Source organism: Cardinium endosymbiont of Sogatella furcifera, from assembly GCF_003351905.1.
Classification (GTDB): domain Bacteria; phylum Bacteroidota; class Bacteroidia; order Cytophagales; family Amoebophilaceae; genus Cardinium.
On record NZ_CP022339.1, the window covers coordinates 577,624 to 596,683 of the forward strand.

Consider the following 19,060-nt stretch of genomic DNA (forward strand, 5'->3'; position numbering starts at 1 on the left):
GCTGAACAATATGCGTTTTTATAAGGATCTGCTCCACAGTCACCTATCAAATCTTTTAGGTAAGCAAGATAAAGCACTTGTCAGCCCATTATTAAAACCATATGGAACAGCTAGCGCAACTATTCAAAAACTATTTAGTATAGTGCCTGAGATAGCAAGGCGCTAAGGTGTTGCAACGACCTAATAACAGCCTTATTTAAAATAGGATAGTGGATCTCTTCCTCTTTTCCAGTATACACATATCCTATTAAAAAGGCAAACCCGGTAGGCGCTAAAACATCATCCAATAGATATTTATTGATGCGATAGGCTTCTCTAAGCAAGCGTTTTACTTTATTACGTTGTACAGCAGAACGAAGGTGTCGCTTAGAAACAGCAAAAAGAACTTGATTACATCTAAATTGTTCTTGCTTTTTTTGCAGGTAAAAGACGCTACAGAGATGTAACCTAAGCCTGCGCCCCTCCTGAAAAAGCATTTTTATATGCTTTCGATTGGTTAGTCTATGGCACTTGGGCAGGTTATTTTTCCCCATAACCAATAGCGGCAGGAAAAAATATTAGCGTTTATGTCTAGGTTCATCAGAAACAGTTAACTTCTCCCTTCCTTTGGCGCGTCTTCTGGCTAATACCGCACGGCCATTGGGCGTGGACATACGCTCCCTAAAACCATGCTTGTTGCTTCTTTTTCTAAGTGAGGGTTGAAATGTTCTTTTCATAGCTGCTTAATGACCTTTTTAGATATATGAGACTTTTATTGTTTATATTTCCCTTGCGATACAAAGTGATACACATTAAATTTGCCTTGGCAAGGTAGGTAAATCTGTGGTAGAATCCAAATACTTGTATCAGCGACTGCAAGCGAGGCGCATGCCAAGCATCGATAAAAAATATATTATTATTTAATAATCAATACTAGTTATCTTTTCAGTGGGTGCTATTGCAGGTTTGGTTTATGTTAGGTACCTATTATAGGTTATTTTAGGCTTACATGTATTTCATGCGCTCGTATCTTACGCTTTTAATTAATGTTAAGTGATACATCTCCATGCAATATAAAATAAAGCAGTTGGTATGGTTCTTTTTGATGGGCCTTATGGTATGGATGAAGGTTCATGCGGCACCTTCCTCTACTTTGAAAAAGTTGAAGAAAGGCATCTATGAAGAAAATCTTGTGGTATACAGGATTGAATTTTGCAAACAGCCTAAGGCGGTCAAAAAAGCACCACCTATGCCATTGGTCTGTTTATTGGACCAAAGCGACCATTTGGCCCAACGTTTGGCACAACGCAAGGCAGCTTATCTAGATAGGCATAGCTTAAAAGGGTATACCATACAGCTTTATATGGGTGGCAGTAGAACCGCAGCATTAAAAGCCCAAGAGTTGGGGCGTACCTTTTCCTACCCTGCTAAGTTACATTACAGGCAACCCCATTATACCGTTCAACTTGGGTTTTTTTTAGATCGGCTAGAGGCCTATTTGGTCTATTTGAATGTAGTAAGCAAAATAACGCATGCCATGATTCGACCTTGTATGCGCACTAGAGAGGCCTACTTAGCCGATAATGTAGGCCCTCCTACCACTGAGGCCTCCAAAGAGATAGTAGGGGATGCTTTGCCTGTAAAATAATGATGGTAAGGATGCATTTAATGCAATCATGCACGCTATTCAATATTTTTGGTTATTTTTGATCCTATATTGGTCTGCACTTTTGCGACAGCAAAATAAATCACCCCTTTAAAGTGGCCGTGGTGCCCACTAATAGGGATCAATATAATATTTATATGACAATGGTTTTTAGTATGTTTCGGTTCAGATATTTGTTTTTTATATGGTTGTCATTGGCTTCCTTTGCAGGTCTTCGTCGCAATCACCCTACCAGTCAATCTCCCGGTAAGGTAAGCCAGACGACAGGGCGTCCTTTTAACCAGCCAGATACCCTTTCGGTAGTTCCTTGTAAGGCAAGGCCACCTATTCCAGGTATGGTCTATATTGAGGGAGGGTATATGATCATGGGTAACTTAGGTGAAGATAAACTGGGTACAGGGGGTTGTTGTGCCAAGCCTGTTACCGTTAATTCTTTTTGGATGGATGAAACACCTGTTACCAATTTGGCCTATAGAGAATACCTCTATGATTTGAAACAGCGTGGCTTGATGGAACAATATCAGGCTGCTATGCCCAATCAGCAAGTTTTTATAGAGCACTTTAGCTACAATGACCCATTGGTAGACAATTATTTATATGCACCTGGTTTTATGTACTATCCTGTTGTGGGCGTCAGTTGGGAGCAAGCTATGAAATATTGTGCGTGGCGGACCGAGAAACTTCATGAGGCGATTAAGAAACGCAAAGGAAGTCCAGTTCCCGATCCTGATCCTGATGCGGGATCCTCGAATGGTGAAGATGAACCAAAGTTTATGGTTCGGTTGCCTACTGAAGTAGAATTTGAATATGCTGCGCGTGGTGTAGTGGGCGCACCGGATATAAGCTATTTACAAAGTCATCAGCGCAACTACCCTTGGGATGGATCTTCTCCAAGAGGAAAAAATGGTCGGTTTTTAGCTAATTTTAAGCGCGGTAAAGGCAATTATAAGGGAATGGCTGGTGAATCTGACCATTCGGCACCAACTTCTAACGTCTATGCCTACCCTCCTAATGCAGTTGGTCTTCGCGATATAATGGGTAATGTCTGTTGTTGGACACTTGATACCTATAGGCGCATACAAGATACAAGTGATTTAAATCCAGTTAGGCGTGATGGTTTTTTGGATCCTGCTGCGCACTATAGTGCAACCCATAAGGCTTCCCTGGTGAATGATGATGCAAAAGTCTATAAAGGCTGTTCTTGGGCAGACTGTGCCTATTTTTTACAAATAGGTACCCGCCGGTATTTGAATAAAGATTCGGCTACGGCTACCATTGGTTTCCGGTGTGTGGTTTCCAGCTTAGGGCAGTAATAGATGCTGGGTCAGCCTATTTTTAGGCTTCTACTACCGCTATGGTGGCAATGCTTACTTGGGCTACACCTGCCGCTAAAAGCGCATGGGTGCAAGCGGTCAAGGTCGCTCCTGTAGTGAGAATATCATCCACCAGCAGCAGGTGTTTGCCTGCTAGTAAACCTGCGTCTATAACTTTAAAGGCATCTTTAAGGTTGGCGATACGTTCTATTTTATTTTTGGTTGTTTGGGAGGGCGTATAACGGGTCCGTGCTATGCATGCTGTGTACAAAGGCATGTTTAGTGCAGCGGAGAGTCCTTTTGCAAAAAAATCACTCTGGTTATAGCCCCGTTCTTTGAGTCGTTTGGGGTGCAGTGGAACCGCTACAATTCCATCGATGGATGGCATCATCGGTGCCTGATGTAAGATCTGGCCATAGCGTTGCCCTAGCATCTGTCCGATTTTGGGTTGGTTTTTATACTTCATAGCAAAGAGTACTTGTTCAAGATGGCTCTTCTTTCTTAACTTGTAAAGCGAAAATCCATAGGCTATGGTCACTTTACCTATAAAGTAGTTGGTAATAAGGTTGTCTACTAATGTATGCGCGTTGGTTTCTGGAAATGCACTCAAACAAATGGTACAAACCCATGTTTCTCCCTGAATCAGTTTATGGTTGCATCCCACGCATAGGGGTGGAAAAAACAAATCCAATAGCCCAGCGATCAATCGTTTCATCATATAGAAGTATGTGTTCAGCGCATTGGTTTTTATTAGGCATCTGTTCCAATCACTGGTTTTTTGTCCACTTTTTTATCAAGAAAAAAGCTATTATCTTACTATGCAAGTTTTTTAGTCATTTTGTACTCGTTTTTGATACTTTTGACGAAGCTTCTTTTTTGTTGTATAAGCTTATGCGCCAGCTCTAGGAGCTTCCTCATACATGCTACGATAGCCACTTTTTTAGGCTTATATTTACCTACTAATCTATCATAGCATTCTTTTAAATATAGGAACCACTTTTTCCCTGCTAATACAGCCATATACAGTGCATCTCGTGGTATTTTCCTTCCTCCCCTAATAAATCTTTTTCCCTGTTTTTTCCCACTATCAGCCGCATATGGTGCTATACCTACTAAAGCTGATAGTTGATTACTACTGTAGCTTCTATCACCTAATTCAGGTAAAAAACTGACTAATTTAGTGGCTAAACATTTCCCGATTCCTGGAATGGTTTCTAGTATATTAGCCTTTTCGTCTAGATCCTTATCAGTAGTTATGGTTTTATTTAACGCTTTATCAATAATTTTTATTTCTTTTTCTAAAAAATCGATATGCCTTTCTATGCTTTCTTTATCTATATTAGTCTGGCTATGGTGTAACCGTTTCTTTTCATTGCTTAATGTAGCTACCAGCTCTTCTCTTCTTTGTTGTTGCCTTTTAAGCCGATCTGTTGTAATATAATAGCTGTAATTAGCTTTCAATCCCCTTTCCTGTCCATAGCGAGCTAGTTTAAAAGGTAGAGTAGAGCACTGGCGCGGTGAAGTATAGGACCAGGTTTATCCGTGTCCATCGTTTCCGATTTCGTGCCTAAATAACCCAATCTCTCTTTCCCGTTTCCAGCACCCCCTCGTCGCACCGTACGTGAGGTTTTCCCTCATACGGCGCACGGATCGTCTTCTTCGTCTGCATTACGTCCATCTGTATCGCACCCGATAAGCTCCTACATTGACTAATTTGTACACTTTGTGGAGCTTCTCGTCGGGGAGTTCCTTATACCCGTTCTTCCTACTCCCTTTCTTTTTCATGATAAATCTTCTCAGACGCCTGTTTGCATGCCCTTGTACTTTCCTAAATCTCCTAGAACTGGCCGTGTGACGGTAATACTCCGTCCACCCCAGTAAGGATGCGTTTAAGTCTTTAACAATAGTTTCAACACTTTCGTGCAACCGGTTCCGATAGGTCAATTGCGTGACTTTCTTAATAATCCGCTTGATTGCATCAGGTGTAGGATACATATGGGTAACGGGTTTCTGATATCTTGGCGAGTATCCCCTTTTAAAGGCATACCCTAAGAAATTGAAACCTTCTTCGGCCGTGGTCATTCGACTCTTTTCTTCATTGATCGAAAGGCCCAAGCGTTGCAGATACCCACATAAAATACCCAAAATCTTCTCTACCGGTTTATTCGACACTATCACGAGATCGTCCGCATAGCGGACAATCTGTGCATTCCACCCATTCCTTTCGGTCATCCGCTTGACCCATACTGTGTCTAGCAGATTCAGGTATATATTAGAAAGTAAGGGCGAAATGGGGGACCCTTGAGGGGATCCTTGTCGAGTAGCAACTTCTTCGCCTTTAAGGACTCCTGAGCGAAGCCAGGCTTGTATTAACTTTAGAACATACCTATCACTGATTCGCTTTTGAATGACTTTCATAAGCTTATCGTGTGGGATTGAGTCAAAGTATCGCTTCAAATCAATATCTAAAACTTGGGTGAGCCCGTAATTAAGCCATTTATATATTGATAGACTTGCATGGACTGCGGATCGTTTAGGTCGAAACCCAAATGAGCATTCTTGGAAGTCTGCTTCAAAAATTGGCTCTATAACAAGACGGGTTGCAGTTTGTACTAAGCGGTCCTTAATCGTGGGCACTCCCAAGATTCTTATTCCTCCTTTCGGTTTGGGTATTTCCACGCGCTTTGTCTTATTGCTTCGGTAGCTTCCTGATTCCAGTTCTTTTTGAACTTGTCCAAGAAACGCTTCTTCCCCTTGTTCTTTGATTTGTTCTATTGTTATTCCATCTATGCCTGGTGCCCCGTGATTTGCACAAACCTGTTTCCATGAACAGACCAGTACGTCCAATCTATATATTTTGTCATGAAGGGTGTAGAAGCTGCGTTTAGGATTAGACTTAGCAGATCGATAAAGTTCTCGCTGCAGTTCTCGGACGCTTTGTGCCATGTGGTTACCTTGCGGAATCATGGTATCTTTCCCTGTTTTGAAAACATGACGAAACTGAAGATCCTTCGCTCCGGTAAGGTTTTGTTGTCCTTGCCATCTTCACTACTACTATCTTCCCGACTTCCTGCACAGCATCGGAACGAACTTCGACTTGCGCCTTATATCCTTCCTTACTCTTGGAACTTAAAGACCGTGCAGGATCTCCCACGTTTCTCCTCCTTTCTTTCCTACGTGCCGCCCCTGCTACGCCGGGAGATAAGTGACGGTTATTGACCTGTTATCTTTCCGTCACTTTACAGCTTTCGCCCACCAGACGAGAGGCTCAGCATCTCCAATTCCCAGATTTCTCTGGTAAGACCTTCACGGCGCTACATATAGGTTCCTTGCGTACGGCCCGCAGTTTGCGTAGCTCCTTGTACAGAGCCGTCGTCGAGTGGCTTCATCTACAAAAATTACTCTTTATAGATGCACTCCTCGCTACCTGGCCAACAGGCCTATTGCCAGGGTGGGACTTGCACCCACTAGAAAGGAGGCCTTCGTGGCACGCCATCGTGTTTATCCGTTTTACAGTGGTCTAGAGATTTACTAAATGAACTAAAAGTATATGTATTCACTTGATGTATGTGTACATTAGCGGCATACAATTTCTCACAAATGGCTCTTTCATATCCCCCAGTTGGTTCACATACTATAATTTTAACAGCTACTTGATCTAAATAATCTATAAGTTCCTTATGGCCCTGCTCATCGTTACGAAACCTTTTATATACAGATTTAGCCTCTTGACTATAGAAACATGCATCCAGCCATGTTTTCCCTATATCTAAACCAAGTATTCTGTTCATTTTATATTATATTTATTTATATTTCCTTATTCTTATCGTACAAGACAGTTGTAGGCAACTTCTTCTGCTATTTGTTCAAAGAAAATAAAGGTAAGCAGGTACTTAAGCTTTTTTCGACTATTAACTATATAAAGTCCAGTGGGATACAAGTAACCTGCTACCTTTAAAATACAATCTTTTTAAATCTTAACTACATCTAGAATCTTTCTTAAGCTGTGTTTTTGATGGATAACTAAAGTTATCCACAAAACCACAGCTTACCTACTACTATTTTTTACTATAAATTGAATATGATTCAAGCTACATCTATAGCTATATCTATCTAGTGCTAAGATATAAGTGGGATACAACTCATTATTAATCAGTATCGTGAACAGATACGAGTGAGGGGGGGGGAGAGGTATTAGCGTTATCTTTGCCTGTTCCTAATCTATCCTCTAACCCATTACAATTTAAAAATTGTCAGATTAGAGCTTGACTACTACAGCGGAGTCAGTTTAAGGCCTGGGTTTTTTGTTACTTGTTTTTGTTAACTTTTCCTTTTTTTATGTTTACTGTATCCTTATCAATATCAATCTTTAGCGCCTCTTTAGCTGCATGTTCTAATGCAGTGCCTATCTCTGGACCTAAGTAAGTATGGGCTAACTTCACATCTATGTCTAAGGTTTCTTGCGCCATATGGTGCACCTCTGTTGGATGGATATAACTTGCCGCCTGGTGTAGGTCATAGAGCCGCTCGGCTAGCTTAATAAAGAGTACAGAAAGCTGTATATGCTCTTCCTTAATCGCTTCTTTCAATCGATTTTGCACATAAAGCAAGGAAGGGTGGTCTAAGTCTTGGCGTTTGTCTATACTTATTACATTCAATACAAAGGCATAAACCCCTAAGTTATAATGTTCCTTGACATAAGAAAGTGGTAGGCAGGTATGGCGCACCAGTTCATAGAGCAAAGCAGCATAAATTACTTTAGGGGAGTGAAAGACCCATTCTACTATTAACGTGGTAATCCCTACCGCACGTACATAAAACAATTGACCCGAGGCATGCCGTTTAAAGCCAAAATGTTTCCGTAGTAATAAAAGCAAACCTGAAATCGTACCTAGGTCAATAGGATCGGATCGATGAGAAGACTGGCAGATATAGTCATGGAACTGCATTAAGGCCATCATGGAATCAGCTTGCTCTTTAGGGGTAACAGGGGTTTCTGAGGTTAAGCAATCTAAAGGTAGCTTAGCCGTCATCTTACTCAGCATATCCGTCACATCATTAGGCAGTACCAGTAGCATAGTGGGTTGCTGCTTGTCATCGCATATTTCCAAATGGCCATAGTGAGCCCCAACAATACTGGATATGGTTTCTTGTTGGAGGTCTATAGATGGTGGCACTGCTTGTTTCCCTGGATCGTCTATAGCATCTATCCCATCATCATAGATACCCTGCACTTTAGGCAATGCCTCAGGGGAAGTAGTAGCTTGACTGAATACTAGGGCAGTCGCTTGAAAAAGCATATATACAGGACAGCTGCTGTCAATAGGGTCAGCTTGCTTAAACTGCAACGTGGTGCCATGCAGTTGTACCTTTACAATGGGTACAGTATTATCCTCTAGCTTACCAATACGTAAAACAGCTTGTACCAGCAAATAGACGATTTGGTTGATATCGCATACTATATGCGGGCATGGACCCCCATTAGGATGCATTATCTTTTCTACCAGCAGTCTAGGTGGATCAATCACCTCTTGGGATAATGCCAACTCTACCTTACGCATCAACTGATCGAAGGTAATTTGAGCGGGTTGTAGTAGGGCATGCTTTTTAGCTTTTGCTCTCCTATTAAAATAGGCCACCCAATCATAAAGCTTATTGATAATACTTTGAAAATCTTGCTTATAAAGTGGTACGTTGCTATCTAAAAAAGAGATGGATTCCTCAATTTTCCCTATTACTTGCGTTAAAATGGCGCCATAGCCTTTGGCTTGACTCATCGTAGTGGTGGGCACCATGGCTGAATCGTAAAGAGAAGCTTTGAGTTTGCGATCCTTTGCAATCTTTTCTTGATTTTTTAGGTAAAGAATTTGAGCAATATAGCGATCTTGTTTGATTTTAAAGAAAATAATAATAGCGAATAGGAGTAGTAGACTCACTATACATAGCGGTAATAAAGAAGATAACAGCGGAAAGCAGGGACCAGTAGCAATAGGATAAATGGATATGAGTAAGGTGGTTGTTGCCACTCCTATTCCTAGATAAAGGGGTAATCCCCATAAGATGACACCACAATGGGCTAAAGACAAAGAAGCCGAAAAAATCGGTTCTGTTAGATACCACCAGGTACCAAGCAAATTCAAAGGAAGATAAACGGCTAATCCTACTAGCCAACATAGACCAATAAACCAACTGGGAATATCCCTTATCCTTTGGAAGATATCATAGAGAAATGGGTAGCCTAAATAACAAGCCGCTCCAAATAGTTGCAGTATAAGCCAGCAGACATGATGCGCAATAGGCGCTATAAAATAAGCCAGTAAACTAGTCACGGCTATATAAATGCCTACACATATGATCATAGTATGGTTGGGTATCAGGTTAGCCAAAGTGATTTTTCTATTGGCCCAACCATTTTTAATCGCTTCTTTTCGTTCCGCCTGCTTGCGTGCATGCGCTTGTTGCATTTGTTTAAAATCGGGGTCTGGCCCTACCCAACCAGCCTCTTTTGGCTGTTTGAATAAATAATGGGCCGCTAGCATAGCTAAGCCATTGGCTAACATGGAAGGGAAGGCGCCATTTATTCCCATCTCTGGGTCAAGTGGCTCAATCCATTTGTTCCAAGCTAAAATAGTTAGTGCACCTGTAGCCATACCGATTAAAGCAGTACGAGTGGTGCCCCGAAAACCGAAAATAGCCAATATAAAGGGCGCTGTTATAACAGGGATAGCAGAATCAAGAACCCAATATGTTAATTTTAACAGATCTTGACAATAAAAAGCTAGCATCATAGCTAATAAGCCCAACACTAGCGTGGTCCATCTAGCTATTTTAAGCTGATGCGCATCATCAATTTGTTTTTCCTTGTGTATACTTTGCAATATATCATAGCTAATCATAATAGAACAAGCATTTAAGCAAGAGTCAGCTGTAGACATCGCCATAGCGAGTAAACTAACGGCCAAAAATCCTTTAAAAAAAGGGGACATATGAGTCATAATGTACCCCCAAACCTCTTCTTTAGACAAGTGTGGTGCACCTACAAAAACAAATAGGCCAATTAGAATAATAAAAGAAGCTATAATAAGATTAAAAACAGTAGCATATGAAAAAACCTTTTGGGCCTGAATGGTACCAGAAGACATGTATACCCGCTGCATAAGTTGGGGTTGGACTATATAGGATACTAAGACAGCCAATATGAGGGAAAACAAAGCTATTAACTTAGTATCAAAATGGAATAGGGTACTAAACTGAAATTTAGCTTGGTTGTGCAGTATAGGAATGATGGTTGATACTGGTTTACCTGCTTTTAGAAATATAAACCAAGTCAAAAGAGGAATAATAATGGAAAAGGTTAGAAACTGTAGTATATCTGTAAAGGTAACGGCACGGACCCCCCCAAATGTTGAATAGAAAACAAGGAATAAGCTGGCGAAGATAGGTACTAAATAGGGGTTATCTACGTGCACACACATAGTAATGGATCGAGACATTACAGTAATCTGCATGGTAATTATAATGATACAACGACAAGTACCAACCAAAGCCGTCACGATTCTTGCATATCTGCCATAGACATGACCCATCGTCTGTGCGATAGAGAAGTGTTGCATAAATGGACCCATACGTAAGGCTAACTTACCAATAGTCCATAAACCAAAACAATCTAAAAATACAAGAACTATCCACCATAAGCCATATTCATAGACGCACTCTACGTCACACATTAATGTGCAGCCAGCATATAAAGTGGCCAATACCGTAGCAACTAAAGTAGCGGTAGCAAACTGTTTATTCCCTACTGCATATTCTCGAAAAGTGGTTTTTTTTCTACTAAAGTAAATGCCTACAACCAAGGTTAGCAATAAAAAAATGGCCACTATAAATAGGGAGATGTTTAAACAGAGCATAGGGAAAGTCGTTAAAAAATTATAATATATGTTATAATAAGTTTTTTAAACTAAAATTCAAAATAAGTGTCTCTTCACGACACTGGTTGGTAAGGCAGTTTTATTTTTACTTCATTCTTGATAAAAAAGTGGATAAAAAATGCAGCCCTCGGCAAAAGCCGCTGAAAGTATCATTTTACAGGGGCGTTGTTCTTTTAACGTAAAAAACCAGTGACTTGCACAGATACCATAACTTAATATGGAATAGCATCATAGCATCCGGTTGTTGCTTAGGGGTAACAGGGTAAGGTAAGCCATTATAGATAGTTTGGTGATTTGGCACAACTTAACTTGTATTTTCCTACTATTTTAAGTAGATAGTGGGCGGTTATCATAGTCAAGCCATTGGCTACCATAGCAATAAAAGAGCCGTCTACCCCTGTTGATGGTTCAACCCATTTGTTCCAAGCTAAAATAGTGAGTACACCTGATGCCATACCGATTAAAGCCGTATGGGATGTGCCTCGAAAGCCAAAAACAGCTAAGATAAATGGGGCAACGGTAATAGGTAGATAAAGCCCAAGATTTAATTTGAGCAAATCCAACAAATTGGTATAGTAAAAGGTTAATACCATAGCAAATAGCCCTATAAAAATGGACGCAATTCTTGCTAACTCGAGCTGATAAGGATAGGTTTTTGTACTACGTATAGATGCCAGTATATCATGACTCACTGCAATAGCGCCTGAGTGTAAACAGGAGTCAGCAGTAGACATAGACATAGCTAGTAAACTAACAGAAAGAAACCCTTTAAGCACAGGTGGAATGTCCGTCATGATATAGTCCCAAACCTTGACTACTGAAACCTCTGGTGTACCTACAAAAATAAGTAATCCAATCAAGCATATAACCATATTGATGCATATCCCAAAAAAACCAGCATACCGGAAAACATTCCTAGCCTGTGTGGGGCCAGAAGACATATACACCCTATGCACAATAGGCGCGTCTATATAAGATGCAAGGATAGATAAAGCCAGCGCAACCATGGCCACTAGATTCATATCGTAATGGAATATGGTACTGAGTTGAAATGTATCGTGTTCCTGTAAAAGTGGAAAAATTTCTAAAAATGGTTTGCCCAACTTCATAAATATAAACCAAGAAAAAAAAGGTAGAATAACAGCAAAAGTCATAAATTGTACTACATCGGTAAATACAACTGTACGAATACCTCCAAAAGAGGAATAGAAAATCAGGGCTAAAGTAGAACAGACCGCAATGAACTGAGGATCAACTGTATGTATGCATATGCGAATCGATGACGCCATTACATGCACTTGCATCGCAACCATTGTAACGGAAGAACCGATACTGCAAAGCGCCACAATAACCCTGGGGCACTTGCCATAGACGCTACCTATCGTTTCTGCCATAGAAAGATTTTGCATAAATGACCCCATACGTAGTGCCAACCCACTCACCACCCATAAGCCTAAGTCGCCTAAAATAACTATAATCATCCAATAAAGCCCAAGTGTATGAATCTGTTCTACATTACGGGCCAACCCACTTCCACTATAAGCAGTAGCCAATATGGTGGCTACCAAGGTAGCGGTAGCAAATTGTTTGTTCCCTATCGCATATTCTCGAAAGGTGGTTTTTTTTCTACTAAAGTGAATACCTACACCCAAGGTCAGTAATAAAAAAGCGGACAGTATACATACCGAGACATCAAAAGAGATCATAAACTTAAGTCGTTAAGCTACAAAAGAGCTACAAGGTTCATACAGAAGCACCTATTATAAGAAGTTTTATTTAAGAATCAAACAAAGGGGTTGAAGAAAAAAGTAAGCTTAACCATGTGTTTCCCATATTAAAGCGTGAGATAAGGCATGATTTTGTTTCCCCAATTGGAGCTGTAGCCTGGTAGCCTTTGAATCGCATTTAAATGGGTAAATTTTCCTTGTTGCTTTCTATAGTTTATGATCGCTTTGGCCATAGCAACTGAGATATAAGGATGAAAGACCAATGCTTTAAAAGTTGCTTGGTTTAAGGATAATTTTTTAGGTCTGTACTTGGCTGGTATCGTGGTCCGCTTCATGAGTTTTATATGAAGGTGGTGCGGTAGACCATATACTTCTTTATATTGATCCAACGAAATGAATCCACCTAGCTTGTCTCTATACCGTAGGATGCGCATAGCCAGTGGTTGCCTGATGCCTGCTATCGTTTGCAACTGGTTTGCCGTAGCTGTGTTGATATTAAGTAGGGTGTATGTACGGGCATTTTCTTGCAGCAGGGTTAAGTTTTTTTCCAATAACGCAATGTCTGCACGATGATCTATTGGCTGATGACTAACGTATAGCTGATATATTTTAGGTGCAATGATGGTGAGCAGGATCAGCACAATAATGGCTAATAAGCCGTTGCTTTCCCTATTGGAGAAATGAAAAGCTTGTTTGATCCAATGTTTGAATTTGTGCAACATGATGCCTACGTGCTGTGACATATTTTTCCCATTTCTCTATCAGTTTAATAAAGTTTTCTGGTAAAGGTGCTTCAAAGGAGTGGGCTGTTTTTGTTATAGGATGGGTAAAGCCAAGCACAGCTGCATGCAGTGCCTGATGAGGCATCAGTTTAAAACAGTTGTGCACAAAGGCCTTATAAGAGGCATATCGTTCGCCACTAGCGATTGCGTCACCGCCATATTGCGGATCACCAAAGATAGGATGGCCGATATGTTTCATATGCACGCGAATTTGATGGGTCCGTCCGGTTTCTAATCTACAGGCTACCAGGGCTACATGATGCAGCCGCTTAACGACTTGGTAATGGGTAACGGCTCTTTTGCCTTGTTGAAGATCCGGGAAGGCGGATATTTTTTGATGGTTATGACTGTCTTTGCCTATATTAACATCAATGGTTCCGTGCTCATTTTGGGGATTGCCCCAGACCAATGCATAATAGGTTCGTGTGACCGTATGGTTATAAAATTGACGCGCCAAAGCGTCCAAGCTTGCTGTTGTTTTGGCTACTACCAGTAGACCGGATGTGTTTTTATCAATCCGATGAACCAATCCAGGCCTGGTAGGCATATCGTCTTTTAAAGGCAACGCTTTATAACGATACAATAGGGCATGGGCTAGTGTGCCCGTTCGATGGGTCGTATCTGGGTGCACCACCATTTGAGCGGGCTTGTGGACAACCAGTAAGTGGTCATCTTCATATACAATGTCCAATGGGATTGCTTCTGGTGTAAGGGTTTCAAGGTCGATGGGGTTGGGTATGCGTGCTACTATCTCATCTGTAGTCCGAACCATATAATTGGATTTGATAAGTTGCCGATTAACCGAAACCCATTGGTTGGTAATGGCTTCTTGGACTTTGTTTCGGCTGATTGGTAAGACCTCAGCTAAAAATTTGTCTATACGAAGCCCGGACTGTTCTTTGGTAACCGTAACCACATATGCTGGTTTTTCAGTGGAATCTTTCATCCCTACACCCAGTTATACGGTAAAATTTTTTCGCTGCATCAGCGCATCTACCAGCAATAGATGTCTAAATAACCTTCGTTTGCGGCCTAAAGTCGTTTTGTATTTCACTATTGTGTGAGTAGCGAGTGGAGGATTTTCGGTTGTTATCTGGCGCAAAGGCGCAGGTGGCGCTACTTGGTCTACCACTTTGCGCATGATGGGCATAGGCGGCGCTATATTTTTTACTTTATTTGTACCTGTATAGGTCTCTTCATCTAGTTCCTCCTCGGAGGTTGAATCATCCGAAGCAGCCAAATACTTATATAGCCACCGAATGCCCCAAAGGATTAAAAGCACACTGATCTTAACCTCTGTTTCAGATTTGCCTGTAAAAAATCCCATAAATTAAACCTAAAAAACAAGAAAAAAGCCTTTTCAGCTACCTTTCTTTTTAAAGTTGACGCTTGATTTCTTTTTGTTCAAAGCCTTCTATAATATCCCCCACTTCAATTTCGTCAAAATTTCTGATATGTATCCCACATTCAGAAACAGATTTGACCTGTTTGATCTCCTCTAGCCCATGTTTAATGGTATGGATTGTACCGGTAAATATAACCTGTTCTTTTCTGATGATACGTATGGGATTGGCTTGTTTAATAAAACCTACTTGTACTTGACAACCTGCAATATTACCAATTTTTGAAAATGTAAAGATCTTTTTAATTTCTGCTCGACCTGTAGTCATTTCTTCTATGGTAGGTGCCAAAAGCCCCTGTACCGCACTACGCACATCATCTATCGCGCTGTAAATAATTGAATATTGCTTGATTTCTACCCCTTCTCTTTCGGCTAATTTTTTAGCTTGTGCAGAGGGCTTAATATGGAAGGCAATAATAATCGCTTCAGCGGTAGCAGCAAGGAGTATGTCAGACTCTGACACAGCTCCTACACCCTTATGTAGAATATTCACCTCTACCTCTTCATGGGATAACCGAAGCAATGCATCTGCTAAGGCCTCGATAGAACCATCCATATCTCCTTTGATGATAATATTGAGCTCCTTAAAGTTGCCTACAGCCAAACGACGACCAATTTCATCAAGGGTAAGGTGAGACTTGGTACGCAACGTTTGCTCGCGCAACAATTGCTGCTTTTTTTGTGCCAATTCTCCTACCTCTTTTATGCTGCTCATCACACGAAAGGTATCTCCTGCTCTGGGCGCACCATTTAACCCTAATATTTGCACAGGTGTAGCAGGGGAAGCTACTTTTTGGGTGATGTTTTGGTGGTTTAACATCGCTTTTACTTTGCCATAGTAGACACCCGCTAGCACAATGTCGCCTACATGTAGGGTCCCCTCTTGTACAATACCGGTGGCCACGTACCCTCTACCGGGATCTAGGAAGGACTCAATAATTGTACCCCTTGCTTTTCTAGCAGGGGTCGCTTGCAAGTTGAGTAGCGAGGCTTCTAAAAGAATTTTTTCTAAAAGCGCATTGATCCCTTGTCCTGTTTTGGCTGAAATCTCTTGGCATTGATACTTCCCACCCCAGTCTTCCACCAAGATGTTGCAATTGGCCAAATCTTCTTTGACTTTTTCTGGGTTGGCCTGTGGTTTATCAATTTTATTGATGGCAATAATAATCGGGCAACCCGCTACTTGTGCATGGCTGATCGACTCCTTGGTCTGGGTCATAATGCTATCATCTGCAGCGACCACAATGACAATAATATCAGTTACCTGTGCACCTCTAGTACGCATAGCTGTAAAAGCTTCATGCCCAGGTGTATCCAAAAACACAATCTTTTTGTTTTGATCGGTAGTAATGGCATAGGCCCCAATGTGCTGGGTAATACCACCTGCTTCTTTTGCGGTTACCTTTGTGGTACGGATATAATCTAATAAAGAAGTTTTGCCATGATCTACGTGGCCCATAATGGTGACAATAGGCGGACGTTCTACCAGTTCACCCGCTACCTCGTCTATATCCTTACAGGTTGTTGCATCATGCAGGTCAACAAATTCTACGCTATAGCCAAACTCATCGGCTACAACGGTAATGGCTTCTGCATCTAGACGTTGGTTGATAGAGATAATCATGCCTAAAGACATACAAGTAGAGAGGATCTCATTGACTGTAATGTCCATAAAAGAAGCGAGTTCATTGGCAGATATAAACTCTGTGATTTTTAAAACTTTTTCTGTTTCCTGACGTTGACGCTTTTCCTCAGCCTCCAGGTGGGCACTGCGCCGATCTCTTTTGTATTTAGACCGTGCTCCATCACCGGCACCTTGGTTTAACTTGGCTAAGGTTTTTTTAATTTGGCTTTCTATTTCTTGAGCAGATACGCCGTCTTGCTCTTTGGGGCCTACGGTTGTTTTAGGATGTTTTGTATTGCGTAAAGCATCAGCGGTTGCGTTAGATTTATATGACCCTGCTTTTTTCCCACCTCCTAGTGGTCTAGCGCCAGGGGTAGGGGTTGTAGGAGGGGTAGCCCTACTGTGTGGTTTTGCGCCACCTGTTTTAGGTGTGCCCATGGAACCACTTAACTTTTGAGACAGTGCGCCACTGCTAGGGCGGTGCCTTCTAAAAGTGGGTTCAGGTAAAGTCATTTTGCCTACTATCGTAGGTCTTTTAAGCGGCTCTGAAAAGGATATTTTATCCGGTTTAGCAGGAGGTTGTTTCGTTGCGTCATCCAAGTGACTTGTACCGCCATCTGCTGTGCCTGATGGCAGCTCTGCAGCCTCAACAGCAGTAAGGGGCGCCTCAGCTTTCACTTTTTCAGTAGCCAACTCTATTTTCCCAACTGCCTTTAAGCCAGGTAAAACCGGAACAGAGGCTTCATAATGAGCTGGGGGAGTAGGAGGCGTTTGTTCCACCCTTTGGCCTTGCATTTCTGTTTGCTTATGGACGGGTGGCGCTTCTGTATGGGTTGTACGTGTATGCTTACTAGCTGGAGCAGAAAGACTTACATAGGTTTTACCGATGGTGACATGCGCCGCTTCCTGTTTATCCACACCAGCTGAGATAAATTCAGTAGCCAGTATATTAAATTGTTCGACCGTTATTTTAGCATTGGGTTTGTTATCTATGACAAACCCCTTTTGGGCTAAAAAAGAAGCAATCGTCTCTGTTCCGACATTTAACTTTCGAGCCACTTGGCTGAGTCGCATGTTTTTTTCTTCATTCATGGATTATCTTTCTCTACCTATAAGGTATATTTAGCTTAACCATTAAGCGCTTGATCTAATATAGCATAGATTTCATCTATTGTTTCCTGCTCCAAGTCCACACGTTGCTCAAGGGTAGCTTTAGATAAGGTTAAAACACTTCTAGCTGAGTCTAAACCAACCTGATGCAACGCTTCCAAAATCCAAGGTTCAATGGTGTCACTAAACGCAGTAAGCGGAATATCATGCGCCTCTAAATGGCTAGGGATATCCCTATAGACATCTATTTCTTTGCCAATCAGCCGACTGGCTAGTTTAATATTTTGCCCTCCTTTACCAATGGCTAGTGCCACTTGGTCGGGATCTAAATAGACCGCTACCCGCTCACCATTTTGCTCTACCCGGTTGATGCATGCAGGGTTTAGGGTACGCGCAATATATAGCTCTAAGTTATCTGTATAATTAATAATATCAATGTTTTCATACTGGAGCTCTTTGGTAATGCCATGTATACGTGAGCCTTTGATGCCTACACAAGCCCCAACGGGGTCAATTCTATCGTCAAAGGTTTCAACCGTTACTTTAGCACGTGCACCCGGGTCTCTGACAATTTTTCTTATGGCAATAAGTCCATCCTGTATTTCAGGAATTTCATTTTCAAATAACCTTTCTAAGAAAAGAGGCGACGTCCTAGAAAGTATAACGCGTGGCGTGGCATTATTAAAGGCTACCTTGTAGATCACCGCACGAATATGTTCCCCTTTTTTAAATTGATCTTTAGGTATTTGTTCTGACTTTGGTAAAAAAAGCTCATTGTTTTCATCATCTAATAAGATGACTTCCTTACTCAAAATTTGATTTACTTCAGCTGAAATCAAACCACCCACCAGCTGCTCATATTTATTGTACAGGGCCTCTTTTTCCAGTTCCCGAATCTTTTGTATCAGCATTTGCTTGGCAGTTAGTATCAGCCTTCTACCAAAATCAGAAATTTTAATTTCTTCAGATAGTTCTTCCCCCAGTTCAAAGTCGGCTTCTATTTTTCTAGCTTCTGAAAGCGATACCTTGTTAGGCGCACCTACATCTGCCGCATCATCAGCTACTACCTCACGGAAGCGCCATATCTGTAAATCCCCTTTATCAAGGTTGATAATGATATCAAAATTGTCACTATTGCCAAACTTACTCAGCATGACGGAACGAAACACATCTTCTAAAATACGTATGACGGTGGGTCGATCAATATTTTTAGATTTGGCAAATTCTGCAAATGACTCTACTAATTTATTACTATCCATTGATCACTAAAACAATAAGCACGTACATAAAACATAAATAGGCGTAAAAAGGTAACACAAAGCGCACCCTAAAACAACCTTAAAATGATGCTTTTTTAGAATGATTCCAGTTTACACCGGTAAGATTATAATCCTAGCAATATACAAAAAAAATAGCTTTAAAACATCTATCGATGCATCCTTATGGCAATGCCCTCCCAAAACAAGCAGCAACCGTGATTTGGAGAAAGAGGTGGTGCGCAAGTAGCTTGAGCAGATGAAAAGGCA

At 41.2% G+C, this 19,060-nt stretch carries 15 protein-coding genes; 2 read left to right on the forward strand and 13 right to left on the reverse strand.

Features of this window, described 5'->3' with window-relative positions; genetic code table 11:
• Positions 1 to 134 precede the first annotated feature (134 nt).
• Positions 135 to 533 (reverse strand): ribonuclease P protein component, encoded by a 399-nt coding sequence (rnpA, locus tag CE557_RS02525; RefSeq protein WP_114910043.1) that lies wholly within the window; start codon positions 531 to 533, stop codon positions 135 to 137.
• A gap of 24 nt (positions 534 to 557) precedes the next feature.
• Complete coding sequence (rpmH, locus tag CE557_RS02530; protein ID WP_114910044.1) at positions 558 to 716, reverse strand: 50S ribosomal protein L34; 159 nt, start codon at positions 714 to 716, stop codon at positions 558 to 560.
• A 329-nt stretch (positions 717 to 1,045) separates the two neighbouring features.
• Between rpmH and CE557_RS02535 the strand changes: the two genes are divergently transcribed.
• Together CE557_RS02535 and CE557_RS02540 are read left to right on the forward strand one after the other, a co-directional pair.
• Positions 1,046 to 1,627, forward strand: coding sequence for a hypothetical protein (locus CE557_RS02535; RefSeq protein ID WP_162789961.1), 582 nt, complete (start codon positions 1,046 to 1,048; stop codon positions 1,625 to 1,627).
• Positions 1,628 to 1,800: 173 nt separating this feature from the next.
• Entirely contained in the window at positions 1,801 to 2,958 is a 1,158-nt protein-coding gene (locus CE557_RS02540; RefSeq protein WP_162789962.1) for a formylglycine-generating enzyme family protein, read from the forward strand.
• Positions 2,959 to 2,980: 22 nt separating this feature from the next.
• On the opposite strand, the gene CE557_RS02545 is transcribed toward CE557_RS02540, so the two are convergent.
• The 11 genes from CE557_RS02545 to nusA form a co-directional block, all read right to left on the reverse strand.
• Complete coding sequence (locus tag CE557_RS02545; RefSeq protein WP_114910047.1) at positions 2,981 to 3,676, reverse strand: ComF family protein; 696 nt, start codon at positions 3,674 to 3,676, stop codon at positions 2,981 to 2,983.
• A 98-nt stretch (positions 3,677 to 3,774) separates the two neighbouring features.
• Complete coding sequence (locus CE557_RS02550) at positions 3,775 to 4,419, reverse strand: transposase (protein ID WP_114909767.1); 645 nt, start codon at positions 4,417 to 4,419, stop codon at positions 3,775 to 3,777.
• 207 nt (positions 4,420 to 4,626) lie between these two features.
• Positions 4,627 to 5,925: a group II intron reverse transcriptase/maturase gene (gene ltrA, locus CE557_RS02555; RefSeq protein ID WP_114909766.1), complete on the reverse strand. Its 1,299-nt coding sequence runs from the start codon at positions 5,923 to 5,925 to the stop codon at positions 4,627 to 4,629.
• A gap of 500 nt (positions 5,926 to 6,425) precedes the next feature.
• Positions 6,426 to 6,749 (reverse strand): IS110 family transposase, encoded by a 324-nt coding sequence (locus CE557_RS02560; protein ID WP_114909843.1) that lies wholly within the window; start codon positions 6,747 to 6,749, stop codon positions 6,426 to 6,428.
• A 516-nt stretch (positions 6,750 to 7,265) separates the two neighbouring features.
• A complete protein-coding gene (locus tag CE557_RS02565; RefSeq protein WP_114910048.1) occupies positions 7,266 to 10,868 on the reverse strand; it encodes a sodium:solute symporter family protein in 3,603 nt (1,200 codons plus the stop codon).
• A gap of 296 nt (positions 10,869 to 11,164) precedes the next feature.
• Positions 11,165 to 12,595: a sodium:solute symporter family protein gene (locus CE557_RS02570; RefSeq protein ID WP_114910049.1), complete on the reverse strand. Its 1,431-nt coding sequence runs from the start codon at positions 12,593 to 12,595 to the stop codon at positions 11,165 to 11,167.
• A 128-nt stretch (positions 12,596 to 12,723) separates the two neighbouring features.
• Positions 12,724 to 13,359 (reverse strand): ComEA family DNA-binding protein, encoded by a 636-nt coding sequence (locus tag CE557_RS02575; protein ID WP_114910050.1) that lies wholly within the window; start codon positions 13,357 to 13,359, stop codon positions 12,724 to 12,726.
• Positions 13,286 to 14,344 carry an RluA family pseudouridine synthase gene (locus CE557_RS02580; protein ID WP_114910051.1) on the reverse strand — a complete coding sequence of 353 codons (1,059 nt, stop codon included), beginning with the start codon at positions 14,342 to 14,344 and terminating at the stop codon, positions 13,286 to 13,288. The genes CE557_RS02575 and CE557_RS02580 overlap by 74 nt, the downstream gene beginning before the upstream one ends.
• A gap of 12 nt (positions 14,345 to 14,356) precedes the next feature.
• Complete coding sequence (locus CE557_RS02585; RefSeq protein WP_114910052.1) at positions 14,357 to 14,725, reverse strand: hypothetical protein; 369 nt, start codon at positions 14,723 to 14,725, stop codon at positions 14,357 to 14,359.
• A 49-nt stretch (positions 14,726 to 14,774) separates the two neighbouring features.
• Entirely contained in the window at positions 14,775 to 17,516 is a 2,742-nt protein-coding gene (gene infB / locus CE557_RS02590) for a translation initiation factor IF-2 (protein ID WP_114910053.1), read from the reverse strand.
• Between the two features lie 35 nt (positions 17,517 to 17,551).
• On the reverse strand, positions 17,552 to 18,793 hold the full coding sequence (gene nusA / locus CE557_RS02595; RefSeq protein WP_114910054.1) for a transcription termination factor NusA: 1,242 nt from the start codon (positions 18,791 to 18,793) through the stop codon (positions 17,552 to 17,554).
• Positions 18,794 to 19,060: the final 267 nt, after the last annotated feature.